Genomic DNA, 22,755 nt, shown 5'->3' with positions numbered 1-22,755 from the left:
TCGGCGGTTACCGGCGGGGGCGGGGCCCGGGGGGGGGGGCCCACCCCACCCCCGCCGCCCGCCCCCCCCCCCGCGGGGGCCCGCCCCCCGCCGCCCCCCCCCCCCGGCCCTTTCACTGTTCGTTCCTCACTGTTCGTTGCCGGAGACGGCGGTGGTGGTCAGGCCGGAGGGCCTGCGAACGCGGGCGCTCCGGCCGGGACGGCTCACGTCGGGACGCCGGTCGCCCCCGCGGATCACGGGCGCGAGCCGGAGACGGCGGCTCACCAGGGGCGTGCCGCCGCTCAGCTTCGCCCGCAGCCGCGCGGGCGCCTCGGGGGCGCTGAGTTTCAGCGTCAACCGTGCCCCTCGGCGGGTCAGCCGCCGCCACAACGTGTGCCAGTCCACCATCGTTCCGGCCAGCGCGGCCATCGCCAGCATCGCGACCACCGCGATGACCAGGACGGCCAGGACGATGAGGACGAAGACGATCACCAGGGAGCCGATCGTACCGAGGACTGTCAACATTGGGCGAAAAGTGCCCGCTCACCAGCGAATTATGCCAATTTTTTGGGATATATCGGCCTTACTCGGCAATCCCCGTCGACTGGTCCAGCCGTCCGGGCAGCAGGTCGAGCCGGCGCAGTATCACGCCCTCGCGCAGCGCCCACGGGCACACCTCCAGCCGCTCCACCTCGAACAGGTCCATGGCCGCGTCGGCCACCAGCGCCCCGGCCGCCAGCTGCGCGGCCCGGCCCTCCGACACCCCGGACAGCTCGGCCCGCTCGGCGGAGCTCATGCCGGTCAGCCTGGCCGCCCAGGACGCCATGTCGGCGCGGGAGAGGGCGCGCGAGACGTACGGGCCCTCGCTGGAGGCCGCCGCGCCGGCGATCCTGGCGAGCTGCTTGAAGGTCTTGGAGGTGGCCACGGCGCGGTCGGGCTCGCCGTACCTGGCCACGTCGCCGACCGTGCGGGCGATCTCCGTACGGACGTGCTTGCGCAGCTTGCGCACCTCCTCGGCGGAGGGCGGGTCGCCGGTGAACCAGTCGCGCGTCAGCCGCCCGGCGCCGAGCGGCAGCGACACCGCGACGTCGGGCTCCTCGTCCACCCCGGCGGCGATCTCCAGCGAGCCGCCGCCGATGTCGAAGGCCAGCAGCCGCCCGGACGACCACCCGAACCACCGGCGCACCGCGAGGAACGTCAGCCGGGCCTCGTCGCGCCCGGACAGCACCGCGATGTGCACGCCGCAGCGCTTGTCGATCTCGGCGAGCACCTGCTCGCCGTTGGCCGACTCGCGCACGGCGGAGGTGGCGAAGGCGAGCAGGTCCTCCACCCCCTTGTCCTCGGCCAGGCGCACCGCCTCCTCGACGAACGCGCCGAGCCGTTCGATGCCCTCGGGCGCGAGCCTGTTGTCCGCCCCCAGGTACTGGGTCAGGCGCAGCTCTTCCTTGTGGGAGTAGGCGGGCATGGGCCGCGCGCCCCGGTGGGCGTCGACGACGAGTAAATGGACGGTGTTCGAGCCGATGTCCAGCACGCCTAGTCGCATGGGAAAACGCTACCGGTCTGCGGCTTTTCGGGCGAAGCCGGATCTGCCCCGGCCGGGCGGGGCAGATCCGGGCGGCCGTCACCGGGCCGCCGCGCGCCCGTCGAACACGCCCGGCGGCCGGACCGGGCACACGGGCTTCCGCCGCGCGGCCATAGTCTGATCGCATGTCACGAACCCTGCGACTGCTGATCACCGGCGGCGGCACCGGCGGTCACACCTATCCGGCCCTGACGACCCTGTCGGCCGTCCAGCGACGTCAGGTGCCGCACGACGTGCTGTGGGTGGGCACGGAGAACGGCCTGGAGGCCCGGATCACGGCCGAGCACGGCATCCCGTTCAAGGCGATCACCACGGGCAAGCTGCGCCGCCGTCCGAACCTCAAGGAGCTCGGCACCAACATCGCCGACGTGTTCCGCATCCCCGTCGGGGTGTTCCAGGCGGTGGGGCACGCCGCCCGCTACCTGCCCGACGTGGTGCTGTCCACCGGCGGGTACGTGGCGGTGCCGATCGGCGTGGCGGCCAAGCTGATCCGCCGCCCGCTGGTCATGCACGAGCAGACGACCGTGGTGGGCCTGGCCAACCGCATCCTGGCCCGGCTGGCGACCCGGATCGCGCTGTCGCACGAGTCGTCGCTGGAGTACCTGCCGCCGTCGGCGCGGGCGAAGGCCGTGGTGACCGGCAACCCGGTGCGGCCGGAGCTGCTGCAGGGCAACCGGGCGGCGGCCTACGACCTGTTCGGGCTGACGTTCGAGGTGCCGCTGATCTACGTGACCGGCGGGGCGCAGGGCAGCAAGCAGATCAACACGCTGATCGCCGAGATCCTGCCGCGGTTGCTGCCGCACGCGCAGGTCGTTCACCAGTGCGGGCCGGCCTGGATCGACCAGATGCGGGCGGTCGAGGTGCCGCCCGGCCTGGCCGACCGTTACCACCCGGTGCCGTACGTGGGGGCCGAGCTGCCCGACCTGTTCGCCGCGGCCGACGTGGTGATCTCGCGCAGCGGCGCGGGCACGGTGTCGGAGCTGACCGCGATCGGCAAGCCGTCGCTGCTGATCCCGCTGATCCCGACCGGCGGCGACGAGCAGCGCAAGAACGCCGGCTACCTGGTCTCGGCGGGGGCCGCGCGGGCGTTGCTGGAGCCGCGGCCGACGGCCGAGCAGCTGCTGGCCGAGCTGATGCCGATGCTGGCCGATCCCGGGCTGCGCGCGGCGATGGGGCAGGCGGCGGCCAAGCTGGGCCGCCTCGACGCCGCCGACGCCCTGTGCGACCTGCTCCTGGAGGCCGCCCACGGCGGAACCCGCCCGCCGCACGCCGCCGGCTCCCCCGCGCCGCACCACCAGGGCGGTCAGGCGGGTCAGGCCGGTCAGGGCTTCGGAGTCCAGGGCGGTCAGGGTTCGGGAGGGCCCGGCTCCAGGTAGCGGAAGGCCTCGTGGGCGGAGCTGACGCTCCGCCTCAGCGCCTGGTCCAGGCGGTCGGCGTCCTCGGTCAGGCGGGTCAGCTCGTCCATCGCGGCCTCGCCCGCGCCGGTCTCGGCGACGAGCTCCTCGTACTCGTGCAGCCGGGCGCGCAGCTCGGCGATCTGCTGGCGGGCCCGGTAGGCGCGTTCGGCCTCGGCCACGTTGGCGGCGTACCGCTCCAGGGCCTCCACCCGGGCCACGACGGCCTGCTCGCTGCTGTCCAGCGCCCTGGTGAGGGGTTCGGCCACGGCCGCCACCTCGGGCGCGCTCTCCCCCGACAGCGTCTGCCGGTGCCGGGCGCGCAGGCCGGACAGCTTGGCCAGCAGGCGGGCGATCTCCCACTCCTGGGCGGGCAGCATCACCGCGTTGCGCACGTCGTCCAGCAGCCCTTCGAGGTTGACCCGCGACTGCGACACCGTGGCGACCGCCCGCTGGGCCCGGCGCAGCAGCCTGCGCGAGGACTCGTCGAGGTCGTCGAGGAGCACGTACCGGCCCTCGTGCCCGACGGCTTGGGCGTGCACCCGCCGCTCGTGCTCGGCCTCCTCCCCCTCCGGCGTCTCGGTGCGGACGAACGTCACGATCATCAGCGGGATGGCGAGCAGCACGAGCAACAGCGGCCCCAGCGAGCGGCCGAGCCCTCCGGCGCCCAGCAGCAGGCCGAGGCAGACGGTCGCCCCGCAGACCGCGCCGAGCCGCCAGTACGGCGCGGCGGGCAGGCCCGGAGCGTCCGGGACCCAGCCCCTGCGCGTCCTGAGCAGCAGCCGCCGGTTGTCCCTGAGCAGCCGCGCGTCGGCCGGCGGCACGCCGGGATCGACGATCACGTCGGCCATGATGTCGGATCGGATGGGGATTCACCTCCTGCGAGGGCGGTTCCGCCCGGCCACCGGCATGTCAGCTCTCCAGGTACCGGAACGCCTCGTGCGCCGACCGCACGCTGCGCCGCAACACCTGCTCCAGGTGGTCGGCGTCCTCGGCGAGCCGGTCGATCTCCGGGACGGCCAGCGCGTCGGCGCCGGTCTCGGCCAGCAGCTCCTCGTAGCGCGGCAGGCGGGCGCGCAGCTCCTCGATCTGGCCGCGGGCGTGGAAGGCGCGTTCGGCCTCGGCGACGTGCCCGGCGTAACGTTCCAGGGCCTCGACACGGGCGATCATGGCGGCCTCGCTGGTGGCCAGGGCCCTGTCCAGCGGCTCGATCACGGCGGCCACCTCGGGGGCGACGCCCCTGGACACCAGCGCGGCGTGCTCGGCGCGTAAGGCCGACAGCTTGGCCAGCAGGCGGGCGATCTCCCACTCCTGGGCGGGCAGCATCACCGCGTTGCGGGCGTCGTCGAGCAGCCCCTCGGCGTTGACGTGCGAGCGCAGCACCGAGCCGATGGCCCGCTGCGCCCTGGTCAGCACGTCCGCGGCGGCCTGGTCGAAGTCCTCGGGCAGCAGGTAGCGGTCCCGGTACGGGCGGGCCCGCTCGTACACCGCGCGGTCGCGTGACACGTCGTGCTCGGGCAGCTCGCTGATCGACGCGATCTTGACCAGGACGATGAAGACGAACGTGCCCAGCAACGTGAACCCGGCGGCCGGGTGGGACAGGGCCAGCAGCACGGCCATGAGCGCGACCACCCCGGGCGTGGCGGCCAGCAGGGCGAGGCTGGAGACGTTCCGGCACCGGCCCGGGCGCGCGTCGGCCGGCGGCACCCAGCCCGACCGGATCCTGGACAGCAGCCGAGTGTTGGCCCGCAGCATCCCCGCGACCTCCGGAGGAACCTCCGGATCGACGACCACACCCACGCTCTGTCCCGGCACCTTGGCGCCCCCAACGCTCGTGATGCAGTGGATATTACGTATTTTTTCGCAAGGATGTCAGCCTCTGAAAGGTCAGGCCCGGAAACCCCCAGGTCCGCGGTCCCGCCCCCGCGACGGCCAGAGCGGCGGACACGCAGGCGAAGGGGATGGCGGGCAGGACGTACCGGTGGTCGAAGTCGAGGGCGGCCACCGGGGCCACCAGCAGGAACGCCGCCATGGCCCACGGCAGCAGGGCGGCGCGGCGGCGTCCGGCCGAGCCGAGGCCGCCGGCCAGGAGCAGCACGCCGAAGACCGTGCCGTGCAGGAACCAGGGGTAGGGGTAGGCGGCCAGGATCGAGGCGTACGGCTCGACGGAGCTCATGCCGCGGATGCCGGGGTCGTACTCCGAGCGCACCTTCGCGACGAGGGGCTGCTGCTCGGGCAGCGGCCAGGAGCCGCGGGGGAAGGTGGTGGAGGGGTTCATCCGCCGGGGGTGGGGCACCGGCGACCAGGTGAAGGCGAGTGAGGTGTCGCGGGCCACCTCGCGCAGGTAGTCCAGCGGCTGGGCGGCGATGGCGCGCAGCGCGAAGGACCTGGCCAGGTCGTTGTGGGCGAACCGGTCGCCCGGCAGCCGGTTGAGCGAGGCGCCGGGGGCCCAGACGTACTCCGAGGCGGCGTCGGCGACGGTGCCGTTCGGGCAGAGCGGGGCCTCGGCGGGCGGCGGCTGGATGATCGAGCAGTCGGCGAAGGTCATGGTCCTGGCCCACAGGGCGACGCCGTCGGAGCCGCTGAGGGCGAACCGGCCGTGGTGCTGGGCGTACCAGCCGGCGTAGGCCGCCAGCGGCAGCGCGCCGGCCAGCACCAGCGCGGCCACCCGCCGCCAGGGTGCGCGGCGCAGCACCAGCCAGCCGGCCGCCAGGGCGAGCAGCGGCACGGCGGCGGTCCTGGTCAGCCCGGCCAGGGCGAGCAGCAGCCCGGCCACCGCCGCGGCCCGCGCCGACGGCACCGCGGGCAGGCCGCGCGGCGCGTCCGAGGGGGCCCGGCGCCACATCAGCACCACCAGCGCGGCGGTGATCAGGAAGATGACCTGGAGGTCCGACAGCACGGCGTGCTCCAGCCGGACGAAGGACGGGTCGAACAGCACCGGCACGGTCGCCAGGGCGGCCCCCCAGCCGGGCAGCGAACGGCGGCGCAGCAACGCGTAGATCATCACGCCGACCCCGAGCCCCATGGCGTGCTGCACCCCGGCGACCAGCTCCACGCTGTGGAAGGGCCGCAGGGCCCACAGGAACCAGGAGTACCCGGCTGGGTGGAAGGCCGCCTGCGGCCGCAGGTGCACGGCGGTGTCCAGGTACGTGAAGGAGTCGTACCAGTACAGCTGCGCCGTGTCGTACCCGAGCATGACCAGCACGCGCAGTGCGGCGGCCAGCGCCAGCACGCAGGCGAACAGCCCGTGGCCGCGCGGGCGGCGCGCGGCGGGCGCGAGCGGACGCGTTCCGGCCAGGGTGGCTGCCATGACCTTCTCCCCCGTGGCCGACCGGGCCGGTCCCGGTCGTCAGGGAGGCAGTCCAGCGGGACGCCGATAACCTGAGCGTCACCGGAACTGGTTACGCCCGCGTTATGCGGTCTGATCCAGACTTGCGGCATTTAAGATCTTTTTGGGGGCTACAGGTGCGGGTTCTGATCGCCGAGGACGAGCGCATGCTCGCCGACTCGATCGCCGAGGGGTTACGGGGCGAGGCGCTCGCCGTCGACGTCGCCTATGACGGGGAGGCGGCGCTGGAACGGCTCGGCGTGCACGACTACGACGTGCTGATCCTCGACAGGGACCTGCCGGGGGTGCACGGCGACGAGGTGTGCCGGACGGTGGTGGAGCAGGATCGGCTGGTCAGGGTGCTCATGCTGACCGCCTCCGGCGACGTGCGCTCGCGGGTGTCGGGGTTGTCGCTGGGGGCCGACGACTACCTGCCCAAGCCGTTCGCGTTCGAGGAGCTGGTGGCGCGGGTGCACGCGCTCGGGCGGCGCGCCCGCCGGGCCGACCCGCCGATGCTGGAGCGGGCGGGCGTGCGGCTGGACTGGGCGCACCGGCAGGTGTTCCGCGACGGCGTGTACGTGCCGCTGGCCCGCAAGGAGTTCGGCGTGCTGGCCGAGCTGCTGCGCGCCCAGGGCGCGGTGGTCTCGGCCGAGGACCTGCTGGAGAAGGTCTGGGACGAGCACATCGACCCGTTCACCAACACCGTGCGGACCACGATGATGAAGCTGCGCAAGAAGCTCGGCGAACCGCAGGTGATCGAGACCGTCCCCGGATCGGGGTACCGCATCCCATGACCGTGCGCATGCGTTTCGCCCTGGCCTGCGCCGGGGTGTTCCTCTTCCTCGGCGCCCTGACGGTGACCGGGGTGTACTTCGTCGTCCGGTCGCAGCTGGAGTACCGGGCGGACCTGATCAGGCCCGACTTCCCCCGGGAGTACTCCTACGGCGACTCCTACGAGGCCGCCTACCGCAACGCGATGCGGGTGCGCGCGGCCTACCAGCGCGAGACGCTGAGCTGCGTGCGCACGGTGGGCGGGATCGTCGTGCTGGCCGCCACGGCCGGCGCGTTCGGGGTCGGCTGGCGGGCGGCGGGCTGGGTGCTGCGCCCGGTCAAGACGGTGACCGAGACCGCCCGCCGGGTCGCCCAGAGCCACGACCTGACCGAGCGCATCGCCTACGAGGGCCCGCGCGACGAGGTCAAGGAGCTCACCGAGATCTACGACACCATGCTCGACCGGCTGGCCCGCTCCTTCGACGGGCAGCGCCGGTTCGTCGCCAACGCCTCGCACGAGCTGCGCACCCCGCTGACGATCAACCGCACCCTGGTGGACGTCGCGGTGCGCCGCCCCGACGCCACCGACGACGTCAAGCGGCTCGGCGAGTCGCTGCTGCTGGTCAACGCCCGGCACGAACGCCTCATCGACGGCCTGCTGGCGCTGGCCGAGGGCGAGCAGGCGGTGCTGGACCGGCGGCCCTTCGACCTGACCGACGTCGCCGAGCACGTGCTCGACCAGGCCGGCGAGGAGGCGGCCGAGCGGGACGTGACGATCCACCGGCTGCTGGACTCGGCGCCGACGACGGGCGAGGCGGTGCTGGTCGAGCGGCTGGTGCAGAACCTGGTGGAGAACGCGATCCGGCACAACCAGCCCAAGGGCGAGGTGTGGGTGACGACGCGGCGGCGGGCCGAGCAGGTCGAGCTGGTGGTGGCCAACACCGGGCTGCACGTGCCGCCGTACGAGATCGAGACGATCTTCCAGCCGTTCCGGCGGCTGCACGGCGACCGGCTGCGCTCGGAGCGGGGCAGCGGGCTCGGCCTGTCGATCGTGCGGGTCATCGCCGAGGCCCACGAGGGCACGGTCACCGCCAGGCCGCGCGACGAGGGCGGCCTGACGATCACCGTGGAGCTGCCGGTGGACCCGTCCGCGCCCTGACACCCGGCGCGCCGCCGTCGATGAAGCCGCTTCGATGGATCAGTCGCCGCCCTGGCGGATCTGCCAGAGTTCCTCCTCCGGCACGCCCGCCTTGACCAGTTGCTCCCAGGTCGCCACGCGTTCGGTCGGGTCGGCCAGCACCAGGCCGAGCAGCGGGCGCAGCTCGGCGTGGTCGGCGCCGTCCTCGCGCCACAACGCGCCCAGCGCCCGGTGCACCGCCGGGGACCGCACGGCCGCCGTCTCCACCAGCTCCCGCAGGACGGCCACCCGGTCGTGGAAGCGCAGCGCGCGCCCCTCCCCCACGGCCAGCATCAGCAGGTCGAGCAGCCTGCGGTGGCGGGGCGCGTGACCGGTGGCGGCGGCGGCGATCGCGTCGCCCATCGCCGTGCCCTCGCCGCCGCCGAGGATCACCTCCTCCTGGCCCCGCCCGGCGACGCGATGCGCCGACAGGGCGTTGACCAGGCCCGTCCAGCCCTCGTGCCCGAGCTGGCCCTTCCACAGGTGGCTGAAGGACGCCCAGCGGCCCAGCGGGTCGGGGCCGCCCAGGATGTGCGAGACGGCCACCGGCTCCGGCGAGGCGGCCACGATGAGCAGCGCCAGGTTGGCCGAGTAGGCGGCCAGGCGGCGGGTGACGGGATGGCGTACCGGCTCGAAGCCGGTGAAGCAGCGGCGGCGGCGCTCGTACAGGGACCGGCGCAGCAGCCCGGCCAGGTGGGTCACGCACCGGGCGCGGACGGCCGCCGGCACCTCGTCCAGCAGCTCCAGGATGAACCCGACCGTCGGGCCGCGCTCGGCCAGGCAGGAGAACGACGTGACCGCGTAGAGCAGGTCGTCGTCCACGCTCTGGGCCAGGGCCAGCGGCTCGTCCCCGGCCAGGCGGCGGCGCCGGTCGAGGTCGCGCAGCGCGTACACGGTCAGCCAGGCCGTCAGGAACTCGCCGAAGGTGGAGTGAAGGAAGGAGTGGCCGTCCCGGCGGATGAAGAAGAAGCGCTCGGTGGCCCGGCGGGCCCAGTCGACGGGCGGCCGCGGCTCGCCGGGCTCGTAGGGCTCGTCCTGGCCGCCTTCGCACAGGGCGGGCAGGTCGCGGGCGAGGTCCTCCTCGGTGATGACCTGCCGGCCGCGGGCGAGCATGGACAGGGCGACCGTGCCGAGCAGGACGAGCTCGCTGTCGATCAGCACCCGCTGCGGGGTGGCGGTCTCGCGCTCGGTGAAGTCGCGCAGCAGCACCTCGTACAGGCGGGCGCGGCCGATCGGGCGGTGCTCGCGCTGCAGGGCGTTGCCGCCGGCGTCGTAGAGCGCGAGCAGCAGCAGGAGCAGCGGCTGCCGGGCCATCTCGCCCTGGGCCAGCGCGGTCGCCGCGGGCAGGGGCTTCAGGTCGCGCCGGGCCAGCAGGGCGCGGTTGGCCTGGTCCCAGATGTCGAGCCACTGGCGCACCTGGTCGTCCTCGAACGGCTGGAGCTGCAGCGCCAGCAGCCCGTCGGGGAACCTGATGCGGTCGGCCACCACGGTCCGGCTGGTCACGATCACCACGACGGGCCGCCCCAGCGCGGCCTCGCGGCGCTGGAACTCCTGGAGATGCCCGAGATAGTCGTAGCGGTTGACGCCGCCCTGCAGCAGCTCGTCGAAGCCGTCGAGCAGGATCACCGGCAGCGCGCCCTCGCCCGCGGCGACCAGGTCGGCGTAGGCGACCTCCTCCTCCAGCACGGCGGCGACGGCCTGCTCGATCTGCTCGGCGACCGGCGCGCGCGGCGAGACGCGCGGCAGCTCCACCCGGATCGGCAGGAACTCCGACCTGGCCAGCCTGGCGCCGAGCACCTCGGTCAGCTTGGACTTGCCCGAGCCGGGCTCGCCGAGCACCAGCAGCGGCGCCTGGGTGGCGCGCAGCGAGGTGAGGTGGCCGACGAGGAACGCCTCGGCGTCGGGCAGCAGGCGCTGGTCCCGCCACCAGCTGACGGAGGAGGGGTCGGACTCGCGGGTCAGCTCGGCGACCCGGCAGCGCGGACTGAGGTAGCCCTCGCCGAGCAGCGGGAGCGAGACGTCCTCGGGCAGCTTCCCGGCGGCCAGCAGGGGACGGTCGAGCGCGTTCGCGGCCATCCTGACCCGGTGGATCATGGGACGGTCGCCGACCCGCGGCGGGGCCAGCTCGGCCAGCAGCCAGGCCACCCGCGACAGGCCGGTGCCCGGCGTCTGGCGGTCGGCGACCAGGCTGCGCACGCCGAACTCGTGGCTGTCCAGGGACAACGAGCGGAAGTCCTCGTCGTAGATGCGCAGCGCGTGCGCGGGCGGGCCCTCGGCCAGCATGCGGGGTAACAGGAGCTGGTCGTCGACGGGCAGCTCGTCCCACACGCTGAGGCCGCCGACGAACCCGGCCATCGCCTCCGACATGCGCAGGTGGGCGCGTTCGACGGCCTGGCGGGTCTCGGCGAAGGGCACGTGCGGCTCGGGGGTGGGCAGGCGTTCCATGAGGAGACCGGCCACCAGGCGGGCGAAGCGCTCGGGGGTGGGCACGCCGTGGGAGATCTTGTCGGCCCGGTCGAGCTGCTCCAGGGTGAAGGGCAGCTTGGCCTCCCCGAGCGCCTCGAACCAGGCCGACACGACGATCACCGCGTGCGCGGCGGCCAGGCGCTGGGTGCGGGTGTAACGGTCCACGCCGCCCTTCAGCTCGGGCATCCTGCGGATGACCTCCTCGCCGTAGCGCACGACGTCGGAACGCAGGTCGGCCAGGCCCATGGTGAGCAGCCCGCCCCCGGCCAGCGCCCACCCCGTGCGGGCGGCGGCCGCGGCGAAGCCGACCACCTTGACGAGCCTGCCCTCCTTGCAGCCGAGCACCCTCAGGGCGTCGGCGTAACTCGGGGTCTCGATCATCAGCCTTCTCTCCGGGACCGGGAGGTCCCATCATGCGCCGGGAGGGGCCCCGGCGCTGCCCGGATGCCCGCTCCGCTATGGGCCTTTCACCGCGTCGGCGATCTCCGGCAGCACGCCGGGGTCCTCGATGGTGGACGGCGTGGCGTACGGCCGGCCGTCGGCGATGTCGCGCATCGTGGCGCGAAGGATCTTGCCCGAGCGCGTCTTGGGCAGCCGGGCGACCACCACGGCCCGGCGGAAGGCGGCGACCGGCCCGACGCGCTCGCGCACCAGGGCGGTCAGCTCGCGCTCGACGTCGGCCGGGTCGCGGCCGGAGCCGGACTTGAGCACCACGAACCCGACCGGGAGCTGGCCCTTCAGCGCGTCGGCCACCCCGATCACCGCGCACTCGGCGACGTCGGGATGGGCGGCGATCACCTCCTCCATCGCGCCCGTGGACAGGCGGTGGCCGGCCACGTTGATCACGTCGTCGATGCGGCCCATGACGTAGAGGTAGCCGTCAGCGTCGATGTGGCCGCCGTCGCCGGTCAGGTAGTGGCCGGGGTAGCGGGACAGGTAGGAGGCCTGGAAGCGCTCCTCGTCCCGGTAGAGGGTGGGCAGGCAGCCGGGCGGCAGCGGCAGCCGGACGGTGACCGCGCCCTCCACGCCGGGCGGGCACTCGCGACCCTCGGCGTCGAGCACGCGCACGTCGTAGCCGGGGACGGGTTTCGTCGGCGAGCCCGGCTTGATCGGCAGGGTCTCGATGCCGACGCAGTTCGCCGCGACCGGCCAGCCGGTCTCGGTCTGCCACCAGTGGTCGATGACGGGGACGCCGAGCAGGTCGCTGGCCCAGTGGTAGGTGTCGGGGTCGAGGCGCTCACCAGCGAGGAAGAGGTGCCGCAACCCGGACAGGTCCCACTTCTTCGCGAAACTGCCCGTGGGATCTTCCTTCCTGATGGCCCTGATCGCGGTGGGCGCGGTGAACAGCGTGCGCACGTCGTGCTGGGCGGTCACCCGCCAGAACGCGCCGGGGTCGGGCGTGCCGACGGGCTTGCCCTCGTACAGCACGGTGGTGCAGCCGGTCAGCAGCGGCGCGTAGACGATGTAGGAGTGGCCGACGACCCAGCCGACGTCGGAGGCGGCCCAGAAGACCTCGCCGGGGGCGGCGCCGTAGACGTTGGTCATGCTCCAGCGCAGCGCGACCGCGTGGCCGCCGTTGTCACGCACCACGCCCTTGGGCAGGCCGGTGGTGCCGGAGGTGTAGAGCACGTAGAGCGGGTCGGTGGCGGCCACGCTGACGCACCCGGCGGGCTCGGCGGCGCGCACGGTCTCGTGCCAGTCGAGGTCGCGGCCGGGCGTGAGCTCGGCCGGGCCCTGCGGGCGCTGCAGGATCACGCAGTGGGCGGGCCGGTGGGCGGCCTGGTCGAGGGCGGCGTCGAGCAGCGGCTTGTAGGCCACGACCCGGGCCGGCTCGATGCCGCAGGAGGCCGAGAGCACGACCTTGGGCTCGGCGTGCTCGATGCGCAGGGCCAGTTCCCTGGCCGCGAAGCCGCCGAACACCACCGAGTGCACCGCGCCGAGCCGGGCGCAGGCCAGCATCGCGACGACCGCCTCGGGCACCATCGGCATGTAGATCACGACGGTGTCGCCGGCCGTCACGCCGAGCGCCTTCAGCATGCCCGCCGTCCGCGCCACCTCGTCGAGCAGTTCGCCGTAGGTGATCGTGCGGACGGCGCCGGTGACCGGGCTGTCGTGGATCAGCGCCGCCTGCTCGCCGCGGCCGGCCGCGACGTGCCGGTCGAGCGCGTTGTGGCAGGTGTTGAGCCGTCCGTCGGGGAACCACCGCTTCCCGTCGCTGACGACGGCGGGCGCGACGTCCCAGTCGATGTCGCGCGCCGCCTGCGCCCAGAACTCCTCCGGGCGCTGGATGCTCCGCCGGTAAGCCTCGTCATAGCCGCCCACTTTTCGATCAGACCAGCCGCCGGCCCCCGAACGCAAGCCCCGTGGGAGGGTGTCCGGATGAATGACGATCTCATCCTGTCCGTCGTGACGGGCTCACGGGCGTACGGGCTGGAGACCGCGGCGTCCGACACCGACCGGCGCGGCGTGTTCGTGGCCCCCACCGCGGACTTCTGGCGGCTGGCCAAGCCGCCCACGCACCGCGACGGGCCGCTGCCCGAGCAGTTCTCGTGGGAGGTGGAGCGCTTCTGCGTGCTGGCGCTGGAGGCCAACCCGACGGTGCTGGAGTGCCTGTGGTCGCCGATCGTGGAGGTGGCCACCCCGGCCGGGCGGCGGCTGCTGGAGCTGCGCGGGGCGTTCGTGTCGCGGCGGGCGCGGCAGACCTTCGCCGGGTACGCCGTCGACCAGTTCCGGCGTCTCGACCCGGCCGCGCCCAGGTGGAAGCAGGCCATGCACATGCTGCGGCTGCTGCTCAGCGGCCTGCACCTGATGCGGCACGGCGAGCCGCTGGTCGATGTCGGGGCGCACCGCGAACGGCTGCTGGCGGTCCGGCGCGGCGAGGTCCCGTGGGCGGAGGTGGACGCCTGGCGGGCCGGGCTGGCGGCGGAGCTGGCCGCCGCGCCCTGCGTCCTGCCGGAGCGTCCGGACCGTGAACGTGTGGAGGACTTCCTGGTGGGCGTGCGGAAGGAGCACCTGTGAACGCGCTGCCGTCCTGGTTACCGTCGTGGCTGCCGGAGATCCCCGGTGAGCAGCCGTACCCGGTGGCGTTCGCCACCGTGAGCGGCGCCCACCTGTACGGCTTCCCGTCCGTGGACTCCGACGTGGACCTGCGTGGCGTGCACGTGCTGCCGGTCGAGGAGGTGGCCGGGCTGCGCACCGGGCCGCAGACGCTGGACCGGACGTGGACGCGCGAGGGCGTCGAGGTGGACCTGGTCACCCACGACCTGGTCAAGTTCTGCCGGCTGCTGCTCGGCCGCAACGGCTACGTGCTCGAACAGCTCCTGTCGCCGCTGGTGGTGGCCTCATCGCCGGTGCACGAGGAGCTGGTGGCGCTGGCGGCCGGGTGCGTGACGCGGCACCACGCCCACCACTACCTGGGGTTCGCGCGTACGCAGTGGCGGTTGTTCGGGCGTACGGGCGAGCTGAAGCCGCTGCTGTACACCTTCCGCGTGCTGGCGACGGGCACCCACCTCATGCGCACCGGGGAGCTGGAGGCCGACCTGACCCGGCTGCTGCCGTACGGGCCGCCGTACCTGCCGGAGCTGGTGGCGGCCAAGCGGGAGGCGGAGCACGGCGCGGCGCCGCAGGTGGCGGGCGTGGCCGACGACGTGGCGCGGATGACGGCCGCGCTGGAGGCGGCGCGCGAGGGCTCGGCGCTGCCCGAGCGGGCCACCGCGGGCGACGCCCTGCACGACCTGGCCGTGCGCGCGCGCCTGGCGTCCCGCCCCTGACGGGCGCGGCGGGTCAGGGACGGGACGGGTGGTCAGGCGGCGCCGGGGTCGGCCGACAGGACGAGCCGGACCGAGACGTTCTCGTACCCGGCGCGTTCGAACGCCCTCGCCATCGGGACGTTGCCCGCGTCGGTGTCGGCCATGATCCCCGGCACGCCGCGTTCGGCGTGGAAGCGGGTGATCTCGCCGAGCAGCTCGTCGACGTAGCCGCGGCCCCGGTGCGCGGGCACCACGCCGAGGTAGCCGACCACGGGCCCGGCGTCGTTGGCCGAGGGCAGCGCGACGCCGACCAGGTCGCCGCTCTTGTCGTAGGCCAGCCGCCACCAGGACCGCTCGCCCCGCATCGAGCGGTTGTCGCGGACGTCCTCGCGGGCCTGCTCCACGGGGTCCATGGTCATCAGGGCCTGGCGGGTGTGGAAGTCGAGGGTGCCCTCGGCGACCTGGCGGAAGGCGTCCACGAAGACCTCGTCGTCGTCATCGCCGCGGAAGACCAGCCGGTCGGACGGCTCGGGCACGGGCGAGCCGGGCGTCCAGGCGTAGCGCAGGCGTTCCAGCTCCTCGGTCAGCCCGGCGCGGCCGGCGGCCTCCCAGCGCCAGGCGATGGCCGCCGACGCCTTCGGGTCCTCACGCCAGCCGTTGGAGACGAAGACGTGGTACTCCGGCGTGCGGCCGAACGCGGCGTGCGCGTGGCGCAGCAGCTCACCGGCCAGCCCCACCCGGTCCTCGACCGAGGGGTGGACGTAGACGCAGTCGAGGGCGAGCGGTCGCTCCTCGCCGGCGAAGCCCCACCAGACGGCGCGGGCCAGGATCTCGCCGTTCTCCTCGGCGAGCCAGATGCGGTCGTAGCGGTAGTTGCGGCTCTCCAGGAAGGAGAGCAGCCGGTCGGGATGGGCCCAGCTGATGGATTCGTCGACGACGCAGCCGAGCAGGCGGTCGAGGTCAGCCTCGGCCGCGGGACGGAAAAGCACAGTTCCTCCGAGAAATGAAAACCACACTTACACTGCCAAACATCTCAGTGCCTCCCTTCTCCCGACATTTCGCAGCACTTTAGTCCACCCCGCCGCCGCCCGCCCGCCGTTTTCCCGGACGTGATCTTCCCCTCGTGGCCGGAGGGCGACGTGAGTACGCTGGACCGCGTCCAGTTTCCGGCGTTTCGCGATCCGGCGGGACGATTCCGACCCGGCCGACGATGAGGACAGGATGGGCTCCGTGAGGTCCTACGACGACGACGCGCTGCCGCTGCAACCGCCGATCCGGCTGCCCGACGCCGCCACCCTGGCCTCCGCGGTCCGCGCCGCGCCGCTCGCCGGCGAGCTGAAGGCCCTGCTCGACCCGCCCGACGCCCCGCAGGCCGACCCCGACGCCCTGCAGGCCGGGCAAGGCGACGCCCCGCAGGCCGGGCAAGGCGACGAGCAGGGAGAGGAGCAGGGCGACGAGCGGGCCGGCGACGCGCGGGTGCTGGAGGCGTGGGCGCGGGTGTGCCGGGCGCGGCTGGCCGCCGACGAGCGGCTGCTGCTGGAGCTCATCCGCATGTTCCTGTCCAGGGAGCCGGTCGCCGGGCGGGTGCCTCAGGCGCTGACCGACCTGGGGCTGGTGCGGCAGGCGGAGCCGTACACGCTGAGCTGGCTCGGGCTGTGGGTGGCGCGGCTGATCATCGCCGAGACCGCCGGGCAGGAGATCCCCGTCATGGGGACGCTGGCCGGCGCCGACGCCGCCACGCTGCTGCACGGCCTGCGCTCCTACCCCGAGGCCGAGCGGAGCGAGGAGCTGACGGGCTGGCTGGCCGGCCGCGACCGCGAGCGGGCCGCCGCCGAGATCGCCGGGGCGCTGGCGGGGGTGAGCCCGCTGAGCCGGGCGGTCGGCGTCGAGCTGCTGGAGTCGAGCCTCGGCGAGGAGGGCCGCCGGGCGCTGCGCGGGCTGCTGGAGGAGCCCCGGCTGGGCGCGGTGGTCGCGGCCAGGACGGGCCGGGAGGACCGGCGGCCCACCCCCGACGAGATCGCCTGGGTGCTGGTGGACATGGCGGCGGCGCTGCTGGAGTTCGGCGGCGGCGAGGCGGGCGAGGTGATCGACTCGATCGCCATGGGGATGGACGCGGAGGAGCAGGCGGGCACGATCGCGATCCTCGCCTTCGGCGACCACCCGTGGACGGGACGGGTGCTGCGGGTCGTCATCGACCACCACCCGGACGAGCGCGTCACGGCCGCGGCCCGCAAGGCCCTGCGCCGCCTGCGCGGCCTCGCCGACATCCGCACCTGACGGGCCACGGCCGGGGGGACGCGGCTGCGAGGGGAACAGGGCTGGGGGACGCGGCTGGGGGACGCGGCCGGAGGGACAGGACTGCGGGGAGACGGCTGCGGGCCCGCGGGGGCGGCGGCCCGGGCCGGTAGAGTCGGCTTGATGACGAAGCATACGATCTCCCCGCAGAGCGGCATCCTGGGCGACGGCTTCGGCTGCGACTGCGGCGCGGTGCTGGCCGGGCGGATGGCGGCCGAGCTGCACGCCGCCGAGAACGGCCGGTGCTCGGCCTGTCTCGGCTCGGCGGTGGAGCAGCTGGCCCCCGACCTGACGCGCGGGTGCACGGTCTGCGCGGCGACCGGGGGCCGCAAGGAGCAGCTCACCTGGCAGCTCGCCCACACCGAGGCCGAGGAGCTGATCACGATGACCGTGGTGCGCGGCATCGTGGCGGGGCTCGACGGGCCGTTCCGACTGTCGGAGATCGCCGACACGGTGCGGGCCGGGTTCGGGCTGCCGGCCGGGCGGCTGCCGGTGGGGCCTCGGGTGCGCGACCTGCTGCTCCAGCTCCAGGCGGCGGGCGAGATCGCCATGTTGTCGGCCCCCGACGAGCTGCTGGGCACCGACCAGGTGCTCTACCGCGACCCCCAGTGGCAGCGCACCCGCACCCTCGGCCTCTGAACCACGCCACGCGCTCGGCGGGTCAGGGGCGGCAGAGGATCTCGCCGTGCAGGACCGAGAGCCAGGCGTCGTCGGCGGCGGCCCATTCCAGCCAGCCTTCGGCCATGCGCTCCAGGTCGGACCCGGTGGCCGCGCCCGTGGCGAGCGCCTGCTCGGCCAGGGCCGACCGCCGGACGCGGTCGGCCCACATGCCGCCCCACCACGCGCGGTCGTCGGGGGTGGCGAAGCACCAGGTGGAGGAGGTGGCGGTGATCTCCTGGAAGCCGGCGGCGCGGGCCCAGGACAGCAGGCGCCGCCCGGCGTCCGGCTCGCCGCCGTTCGCGCGGGCGAGGCGCTGGTAGAGGGCCATCCAGTCGTCCAGCGCGGGCAGGCGCGGGTACCAGGCGAAGGCCGAGTAGTCGCTGTCCCTGGCCGCGACGTACCCGCCGGGCTTGGTCACCCGGCGCATCTCGCGCAGCGCCCGCACCGGGTCTCCCACGTGCTGGAGCACCTGGTGGGCGTGGACCAGGCAGAAGGTGTCGTCGGGGAAGTCGAGGGCGTGCGCGTCGGCGACGGCGAAGTCCACGTTGCCCAGCCCGCGCGCGCCGATCTCGGCCCTGGCCAGCGCCAGGGCGTCCTCGGTGACCTCCGACGCCGTCACGTGGGCCACCAGTGCGGCCAGGTCCGCGGTGATCGTGCCGGGCCCGCTGCCCACGTCGAGGACCTTCATCGCGGGCTGGAGGTGCGGCAGCAGGTACGCGGCCGAGTTCTCCGCGGTGCGCCACCGGTGCGAGCGCAGGACGGACTCGTGGTGCCCGTGGGTGTAGACGGCGTCCATCGAAAGACTCCTTCACGACGATGTGTGCTCCGACCCTAGCGCGAGTCTCATCTATCGAGAGAAAGTGTCTTTCTATCTGAGACGGCATCGCGCGTCCGGCGTCGCTCATAGACTGGTCGCGGCAATGTCCCGGCAAAAGGAAGGCGTGGTCGTGGGAGAGGTCCGGCCGATCGTGCACGTGGGCGATCCGGTGCTGCACAATCCGTGCGAGCCGGTCACCCGGTTCGACGGCGAGCTGGCGGCGCTGGTCGACGACATGTTCGCGAGCATGTACGCGGCCGAGGGCGTGGGCCTGGCCGCCAACCAGATCGGCGTGCCGCTGCGCGTGTTCGTCTACGACTGCCCCGACGCCGAGGGGGTCGGCCACAAGGGCGTCGTGGTCAACCCGTCCCTGGAGCTGCCCGGCCTCGGCGAGCGCCGCCTCGATCCCGACGACGAGGGCTGTCTGTCGGTCCCCGGCCAGTTCGCCCCGCTCCCCCGGCCCGACCACGCCACCGTCCACGGCTTCGACGCCGAGGGGCGGCCGGTCACCGTCGAGGGCACCGGCCTGCTGGCCCGCTGCCTCCAGCACGAGACCGACCATCTCGACGGCTACCTGTACATCGACCGCCTGCCGGCCAAACGCCGCAAGCAGGTGCTGGCAGCCTACGAGCAGACCAAGGCCGCTAAAGAGGACGTTTCTCCGCTATAGTGGAGGAATGCAAGGTGAAGGCGTGCTGTCCAGCGGGCTGTCCCTGGCCGAGCTGGGCGGGCGCATCCGCGCCGAGCGGCGCGGGCGCGGGTTGTCCGTCGAGCGCCTGGCCGAGCTGAGCGGCATCAGCCGGAGCATGGTCTCCGACGTCGAGCGCGGCGCCAAGTCGCCGACCGTGCTGGTGCTCGACCGCCTGGCCACGGCCCTCGGCACGTCGATCTCCCGGCTCCTCGACGAACCGGCCCGCGAGGACGTGCGCGTGCTGCGGCACGACCGGCAGCGGGTGCTGCGCGACCCGTCGGGCTGGGAACGGCGGGTGTTGTCGCCGGTGCTGGCCGAGGTGGAGTTCGAGTTCATGCGGACCACGATCGGCCCCGGCGTGGACGCGGGCGAGTTCGCCCCGCACGCCAAGGGCTCGCGCGAGTACCTCGCCGTCGAACGCGGCACGCTGCGCCTGACGATCGACGACCGGCCGTACGAGCTGGCGGCCGGCGACTCGGCCGCCTACCCCGGCGACCACCGCCACGCCTTCGCCAACGACGGGACCGCCGACTGCGTCTTCTACCTGGCCATGGAGCTGGGTGGCGGCGGCCACCACGAGACCTGGAGGGATTCCCCGCATGGATGAGCTGCGCCGCGCCGGCGTCAGGGCTGCCGAGATCGCGGCCGCCCATCTGGAGGGCGTCCCGGCCGGGCCGGTGTGGCGGCCGGTGCCCGTCGCCGAGCGCGCCTGGCTGGGCGAGCTGCCGCTGCCCGACGCCGGGCGTCCGCTCGACGCGCTGCTCGACGACGTGAGCGCCCATGTGCTGCCGTACCCGATGGGCAACGGGCACCCGCGCTTCTTCGGCTGGGTGAACTCGCCGCCCTCCCCCGCGGGGGTGGTGGTCGAGCCGCTGGCCGCCGCGCTCAACCCGAGCTGCGCGGGCGGCGACCACGCGGGCCCGCTGCTGGAGCGCACGGTGGTGCGCTGGCTGGCCGAGCTGGTCGGCTTCCCGCACCCGCCCGGCGGGGGCCTGCTGACCAGCGGCGCGTCGATGGCCACGATCGTCTGCCTGGCCACGGCCCGGCAGCAGGCCGCGCTCGCCGACGGCTGGGACGCCCGCGAGGAGGGCCTGCACGGCCGCCCGCCCATGGTCCTGTACGTCACCGAGGAGGGCCACAGCTGCCTGCACAAGGCGGCCCAGCTGCTCGGCCTCGGCGCCCGGAACGTCCGCAAGGTGCCGGTGGACGCCACCTTCCGCATGGACGTCGGCGCGCTGCGCACGATGATCGCCGACGACCTGGCGGCGGGCCTGCGGCCGTTCTGCGTGGCGGGCAGCGCGGGCACCGTCAACTCCGGTGCGGTCGATCCGCTCGACGCCATCGCCGACGTGGCCGCCGAGCACGGGCTCTGGTTCCACGTGGACGGCGCCTACGGCGCGCTCGGCGTGCTCGACGCGCGTTCGGCGCCCGCCTACGCGGGGCTGGACCGGGCCGACTCGCTGGCCCTCGACCCGCACAAGTGGCTCGGCGTCCCGGTCGGCTGCGGCTGCGCGCTGCTGCGCGACCCGGCCGCCGCGCGGGCCGCCTTCAGCCTGGTGCCGTCGTACCTGATCGACGACAACGCCGACGACCTGGGCTGGTTCGCCGAGTACGGGCCCGAGCAGACCCGCCCGTTCCGGGCGCTGAAGACCTGGGCGACGCTGTCGTACCTGGGCAGGGAGGGCGTCACGCGCCTGGTGGAGCACACCGGCGGGCTGGCGCGCACGCTGGCCGCCATGGTCGAGCAGGCCCCGGACTTCGAGCTGCTCGCGCCGGTCGCCACCTCCATCACGGCCTTCCGCCACACGCCCGCGACGGGCGAACCCGGCGAACCCGGCGGGCTCGACGCGCTCAACCGGGCCCTGCCGGGCGCGGTCCAGGCGCGCGGCAACGCCTTCCTCACCGGCACCCGCCTCGGCGGCCGGGACGCGCTGCGGGCCTGCTTCCTGCATCCCGACACCACCGAGGACGACCTGGCGATCCTCCTGGAGGAGATCCGCCTGGCGGCGAAGACGCTCTGAGGCCCGGTAAAGGGCTCCTCCACGGACGTACCGGACACGCATGGCCGGACGCCGGGATCCGACAAAGCCCTGTGAGCGCTCCCCCGGTCCGGGTAGTAAGCGGCCGGGACGTGAGCAATCAGGAGGATCCCATGGCAGAGACCGTGGCAGACGTGATGACTTCGCACCCGGCGACGGTCGAGTGCGACCAGCCGGTGTCGGCCGCCGCGGCGCTCATGCGCGACAACGACGCGGGCGCGGTGATCGTCAACGAGAACGGGCGCATGAAGGGCATCGTCACCGACCGGGACATCACGATCCGGGTGGTGGCCGACGAGCGGGGGCCGGAGACGCCGGTCAGGGAGGCGTGCAGCCCGTCGGTCGAGGCGGTCGGGCCCGACACGAGCATCGACCAGGCCGTGCAGATCATGCGCTCGCACGCCGTGCGCCGCCTTCCGGTCGTCGAGGACGGCCGTCCCGTCGGCATCGTGAGCCTGGGCGACCTGGCGGTGGAGCGCGACCCGGACTCCGCGCTCGCCGACATCTCGGCCGCGGAGGGCAACCGCTAACGTGGCTGTGTGATCACCGTCGAGGACGTCCGGCGCTTCGCGCGCACCCTTCCGCGCTCGTCCGAGCACCTGATCCGGGACCGGGTCAAGTTCCGCGTGGGAAAGATCGTCTACGTGGCGTTCTCGCGGGACGAGACGCTGATGGGCTTCGGGTTCCCCAAGGAGGAACGCGAGGCCCTGGTGGCGGCCGAGCCGGACAAGTTCCTCATGCCCGGCGAGTCCGACCTGCGCTTCAACTGGGTGGTCGCCCGCATGGACGCCCTCGACGCGGCGGAGATGCGCGAGCTGGTGCTGGAGGCGTGGCGCATGTGCGTCCCGAAGAAGGTCCGCCTGGAACAGCAACTCCGGACCGGCTCCTGAGCCGTCCCGCCGCGGCTACGACACCGAGCGGTGGAGGGCCGCGGTCAGGTCGGTGACGCGTTTGACCGAGCCGCTCCACGCGCTGCCCGCCGGGTGCGCGGTGAGCACCGCCATGACCAGGCGGTCGCCGGCGCCGGCCAGGCCCGTCGTGTGCAGCACGGGCCGGCCGTAGTCGGGCACGCCCGAGCCGGTGGCGCGCTGCGCGATCCACGAGACGGGCGCGGCCAGGGCCTTGGGGTCGCACTTGCCGGGCGGCGTCGTGCCGAAGCCCGACCAGCCCTGCTTGACCGCCCACGGCCTCGGCACCGCGCGCGGGATGCCGAAGGTCTGGTCGAAGCCGTCGGTGCCGCACGGCGTGGCGGCGCGCAGGTGGCCGAGGATGATGTCGCGCACCCGGGCGTCGGCGGTGTCGAGCAGGTAGCGGTAGGTCCGGACGACGTCGTACGCGCTGAGCGAGGTGTAGCCCCAGAAGCCGGGCTTGGACGCGGGCGGCGGGGTGGTGTCGGACAGCCCGAGCCGGCGGGCGGTCCGGACGATGATCTGCCCCTTGCCGTCGCGGTCCCAGAACGCCGAGGCGGCGTCGTCGTCGCTGGAGCGCAACATGATCTTCAGCAGCCGGGCGTCGGCCGGCGGCACGCTCTTGCGCCGCTCCAGGTAGTCGATCGCGATGAGGATCTTGACGACCGACGCCGAGCGGAATTTGCGGTGGGCGTTCCGGACGGCGACGATCCTGCCCGCCTTCCTGTCGAACACCACCCAGGCCGCCGTGGTGCCCGGGGGCACCTGGATCGGGCGGGCGACGGCGGCGTGGGCGGGCGTGGCCAGGGCCACGACGGGGACGACCGCCGCCGCGGCGGCCAGGGGCTTCATTCGCACCCGCCTATAACTACCAGATTGTGTCGTCCCCCCCTTGACCG

At 73.9% G+C, this 22,755-nt stretch carries 22 protein-coding genes; 12 read left to right on the top strand and 10 right to left on the bottom strand.

Features of this window, described 5'->3' with window-relative positions; translation table 11 throughout:
• Positions 1–126 precede the first annotated feature (126 nt).
• Together AB0J71_RS41700 and AB0J71_RS41695 are read right to left on the bottom strand one after the other, a co-directional pair.
• Positions 127–504 (bottom strand): hypothetical protein, encoded by a 378-nt coding sequence (locus AB0J71_RS41700; protein ID WP_352331442.1) that lies wholly within the window; start codon positions 502–504, stop codon positions 127–129.
• A 58-nt stretch (positions 505–562) separates the two neighbouring features.
• Positions 563–1,522, bottom strand: coding sequence for a Ppx/GppA phosphatase family protein (locus AB0J71_RS41695; RefSeq protein ID WP_352331440.1), 960 nt, complete (start codon positions 1,520–1,522; stop codon positions 563–565).
• Positions 1,523–1,686: 164 nt separating this feature from the next.
• On the opposite strand from AB0J71_RS41695, the gene AB0J71_RS41690 reads away from it, so the two are divergent.
• Positions 1,687–2,937, top strand: coding sequence for a UDP-N-acetylglucosamine--N-acetylmuramyl-(pentapeptide) pyrophosphoryl-undecaprenol N-acetylglucosamine transferase (locus tag AB0J71_RS41690; protein ID WP_364419642.1), 1,251 nt, complete (start codon positions 1,687–1,689; stop codon positions 2,935–2,937).
• On the opposite strand, the gene AB0J71_RS41685 is transcribed toward AB0J71_RS41690, so the two are convergent.
• The 3 genes from AB0J71_RS41685 to AB0J71_RS41675 all read right to left on the bottom strand — a co-directional run bounded on the left by AB0J71_RS41685 (position 2,907) and on the right by AB0J71_RS41675 (position 6,265).
• Positions 2,907–3,806 (bottom strand): hypothetical protein, encoded by a 900-nt coding sequence (locus AB0J71_RS41685; RefSeq protein WP_364419640.1) that lies wholly within the window; start codon positions 3,804–3,806, stop codon positions 2,907–2,909. The two genes, AB0J71_RS41690 and AB0J71_RS41685, sit on opposite strands and share 31 nt — an antisense overlap.
• A 61-nt stretch (positions 3,807–3,867) precedes the next feature.
• Positions 3,868–4,755 carry a hypothetical protein gene (locus tag AB0J71_RS41680; protein ID WP_352325244.1) on the bottom strand — a complete coding sequence of 296 codons (888 nt, stop codon included), beginning with the start codon at positions 4,753–4,755 and terminating at the stop codon, positions 3,868–3,870.
• A gap of 49 nt (positions 4,756–4,804) precedes the next feature.
• Positions 4,805–6,265 carry a hypothetical protein gene (locus AB0J71_RS41675; protein WP_352325243.1) on the bottom strand — a complete coding sequence of 487 codons (1,461 nt, stop codon included), beginning with the start codon at positions 6,263–6,265 and terminating at the stop codon, positions 4,805–4,807.
• A gap of 155 nt (positions 6,266–6,420) precedes the next feature.
• Between AB0J71_RS41675 and AB0J71_RS41670 the strand changes: the two genes are divergently transcribed.
• On the top strand, positions 6,421–7,077 hold the full coding sequence (locus AB0J71_RS41670; protein ID WP_352325242.1) for a response regulator transcription factor: 657 nt from the start codon (positions 6,421–6,423) through the stop codon (positions 7,075–7,077).
• Positions 7,074–8,213: a HAMP domain-containing sensor histidine kinase gene (locus AB0J71_RS41665; protein WP_352325241.1), complete on the top strand. Its 1,140-nt coding sequence runs from the start codon at positions 7,074–7,076 to the stop codon at positions 8,211–8,213. Before AB0J71_RS41670 ends, AB0J71_RS41665 begins: the two co-directional genes overlap by 4 nt.
• A gap of 39 nt (positions 8,214–8,252) precedes the next feature.
• On the opposite strand, the gene AB0J71_RS41660 is transcribed toward AB0J71_RS41665, so the two are convergent.
• Together AB0J71_RS41660 and AB0J71_RS41655 are read right to left on the bottom strand one after the other, a co-directional pair.
• On the bottom strand, positions 8,253–11,078 hold the full coding sequence (locus AB0J71_RS41660; protein WP_364419638.1) for a hypothetical protein: 2,826 nt from the start codon (positions 11,076–11,078) through the stop codon (positions 8,253–8,255).
• Between the two features lie 75 nt (positions 11,079–11,153).
• Positions 11,154–13,019 carry a propionyl-CoA synthetase gene (locus tag AB0J71_RS41655; RefSeq protein WP_364419636.1) on the bottom strand — a complete coding sequence of 622 codons (1,866 nt, stop codon included), beginning with the start codon at positions 13,017–13,019 and terminating at the stop codon, positions 11,154–11,156.
• A 57-nt stretch (positions 13,020–13,076) separates the two neighbouring features.
• On the opposite strand from AB0J71_RS41655, the gene AB0J71_RS41650 reads away from it, so the two are divergent.
• Entirely contained in the window at positions 13,077–13,715 is a 639-nt protein-coding gene (locus AB0J71_RS41650; RefSeq protein ID WP_352325238.1) for a nucleotidyltransferase domain-containing protein, read from the top strand.
• The gene (locus AB0J71_RS41645) at positions 13,712–14,467 is read left to right on the top strand and encodes a nucleotidyltransferase domain-containing protein (RefSeq protein ID WP_352325237.1); all 756 of its coding nucleotides are present in this window, start codon (positions 13,712–13,714) and stop codon (positions 14,465–14,467) included. Before AB0J71_RS41650 ends, AB0J71_RS41645 begins: the two co-directional genes overlap by 4 nt.
• Positions 14,468–14,499: 32 nt before the next feature.
• Here AB0J71_RS41645 and AB0J71_RS41640 read toward each other — a convergent pair whose 3' ends face one another.
• Complete coding sequence (locus AB0J71_RS41640; protein WP_364419634.1) at positions 14,500–15,435, bottom strand: GNAT family N-acetyltransferase; 936 nt, start codon at positions 15,433–15,435, stop codon at positions 14,500–14,502.
• Between the two features lie 241 nt (positions 15,436–15,676).
• On the opposite strand from AB0J71_RS41640, the gene AB0J71_RS41635 reads away from it, so the two are divergent.
• Together AB0J71_RS41635 and AB0J71_RS41630 are read left to right on the top strand one after the other, a co-directional pair.
• Positions 15,677–16,723 carry a hypothetical protein gene (locus AB0J71_RS41635; RefSeq protein WP_352325234.1) on the top strand — a complete coding sequence of 349 codons (1,047 nt, stop codon included), beginning with the start codon at positions 15,677–15,679 and terminating at the stop codon, positions 16,721–16,723.
• 141 nt (positions 16,724–16,864) lie between these two features.
• Complete coding sequence (locus tag AB0J71_RS41630) at positions 16,865–17,380, top strand: hypothetical protein (protein ID WP_352325233.1); 516 nt, start codon at positions 16,865–16,867, stop codon at positions 17,378–17,380.
• Positions 17,381–17,402: 22 nt separating this feature from the next.
• Here AB0J71_RS41630 and AB0J71_RS41625 read toward each other — a convergent pair whose 3' ends face one another.
• Complete coding sequence (locus AB0J71_RS41625) at positions 17,403–18,197, bottom strand: methyltransferase domain-containing protein (RefSeq protein ID WP_364419632.1); 795 nt, start codon at positions 18,195–18,197, stop codon at positions 17,403–17,405.
• A gap of 124 nt (positions 18,198–18,321) precedes the next feature.
• Here AB0J71_RS41625 and def point away from each other — a divergent pair, with 124 nt between their 5' ends.
• From def to AB0J71_RS41600, 5 genes are all read left to right on the top strand, one after another.
• Positions 18,322–18,888 (top strand): peptide deformylase, encoded by a 567-nt coding sequence (def, locus tag AB0J71_RS41620; protein WP_352325231.1) that lies wholly within the window; start codon positions 18,322–18,324, stop codon positions 18,886–18,888.
• A 7-nt stretch (positions 18,889–18,895) separates the two neighbouring features.
• On the top strand, positions 18,896–19,516 hold the full coding sequence (locus AB0J71_RS41615; RefSeq protein WP_352325230.1) for an XRE family transcriptional regulator: 621 nt from the start codon (positions 18,896–18,898) through the stop codon (positions 19,514–19,516).
• Positions 19,509–20,930, top strand: coding sequence for an aminotransferase class V-fold PLP-dependent enzyme (locus tag AB0J71_RS41610; protein ID WP_364419629.1), 1,422 nt, complete (start codon positions 19,509–19,511; stop codon positions 20,928–20,930). The genes AB0J71_RS41615 and AB0J71_RS41610 overlap by 8 nt, the downstream gene beginning before the upstream one ends.
• A 131-nt stretch (positions 20,931–21,061) precedes the next feature.
• The gene (locus tag AB0J71_RS41605; RefSeq protein ID WP_352325227.1) at positions 21,062–21,478 is read left to right on the top strand and encodes a CBS domain-containing protein; all 417 of its coding nucleotides are present in this window, start codon (positions 21,062–21,064) and stop codon (positions 21,476–21,478) included.
• A gap of 9 nt (positions 21,479–21,487) precedes the next feature.
• Positions 21,488–21,838 carry an MmcQ/YjbR family DNA-binding protein gene (locus AB0J71_RS41600; RefSeq protein WP_364419627.1) on the top strand — a complete coding sequence of 117 codons (351 nt, stop codon included), beginning with the start codon at positions 21,488–21,490 and terminating at the stop codon, positions 21,836–21,838.
• A 15-nt stretch (positions 21,839–21,853) separates the two neighbouring features.
• On the opposite strand, the gene AB0J71_RS41595 is transcribed toward AB0J71_RS41600, so the two are convergent.
• Positions 21,854–22,708: a hypothetical protein gene (locus tag AB0J71_RS41595; protein WP_352325247.1), complete on the bottom strand. Its 855-nt coding sequence runs from the start codon at positions 22,706–22,708 to the stop codon at positions 21,854–21,856.
• Between the last annotated feature and the right edge of the window lie 47 nt (positions 22,709–22,755).

It is taken from the genome of Nonomuraea sp. NPDC049637 (genome assembly GCF_040675235.1).
Classification (GTDB): Bacteria; Actinomycetota; Actinomycetes; order Streptosporangiales; family Streptosporangiaceae; genus Nonomuraea.
This window is presented reverse-complemented; position numbering and strand designations above follow the sequence as displayed.

Bases quoted from the DNA above. Each gene is read 5' to 3' on its own strand.
- AB0J71_RS41700 (WP_352331442.1), bottom strand. From the start codon at position 504: ATGTTGACAGTCCTCGGTACGATCGGCTCCCTGGTGATCGTCTTCGTC.
- AB0J71_RS41695 (WP_352331440.1), bottom strand. From the start codon at position 1,522: ATGCGACTAGGCGTGCTGGACATCGGCTCGAACACCGTCCATTTACTC.
- AB0J71_RS41690 (WP_364419642.1), top strand. From the start codon at position 1,687: ATGTCACGAACCCTGCGACTGCTGATCACCGGCGGCGGCACCGGCGGT.
- AB0J71_RS41685 (WP_364419640.1), bottom strand. From the start codon at position 3,806: ATGGCCGACGTGATCGTCGATCCCGGCGTGCCGCCGGCCGACGCGCGG.
- AB0J71_RS41675 (WP_352325243.1), bottom strand. From the start codon at position 6,265: ATGGCAGCCACCCTGGCCGGAACGCGTCCGCTCGCGCCCGCCGCGCGC.
- AB0J71_RS41665 (WP_352325241.1), top strand. From the start codon at position 7,074: ATGACCGTGCGCATGCGTTTCGCCCTGGCCTGCGCCGGGGTGTTCCTC.
- AB0J71_RS41660 (WP_364419638.1), bottom strand. From the start codon at position 11,078: ATGATCGAGACCCCGAGTTACGCCGACGCCCTGAGGGTGCTCGGCTGC.
- AB0J71_RS41650 (WP_352325238.1), top strand. From the start codon at position 13,077: ATGAATGACGATCTCATCCTGTCCGTCGTGACGGGCTCACGGGCGTAC.
- AB0J71_RS41630 (WP_352325233.1), top strand. From the start codon at position 16,865: ATGACGAAGCATACGATCTCCCCGCAGAGCGGCATCCTGGGCGACGGC.
- AB0J71_RS41625 (WP_364419632.1), bottom strand. From the start codon at position 18,197: ATGGACGCCGTCTACACCCACGGGCACCACGAGTCCGTCCTGCGCTCG.
- def (WP_352325231.1), top strand. From the start codon at position 18,322: ATGTCCCGGCAAAAGGAAGGCGTGGTCGTGGGAGAGGTCCGGCCGATC.
- AB0J71_RS41615 (WP_352325230.1), top strand. From the start codon at position 18,896: ATGCAAGGTGAAGGCGTGCTGTCCAGCGGGCTGTCCCTGGCCGAGCTG.
- AB0J71_RS41610 (WP_364419629.1), top strand. From the start codon at position 19,509: ATGGATGAGCTGCGCCGCGCCGGCGTCAGGGCTGCCGAGATCGCGGCC.
- AB0J71_RS41605 (WP_352325227.1), top strand. From the start codon at position 21,062: ATGGCAGAGACCGTGGCAGACGTGATGACTTCGCACCCGGCGACGGTC.
- AB0J71_RS41595 (WP_352325247.1), bottom strand. From the start codon at position 22,708: ATGAAGCCCCTGGCCGCCGCGGCGGCGGTCGTCCCCGTCGTGGCCCTG.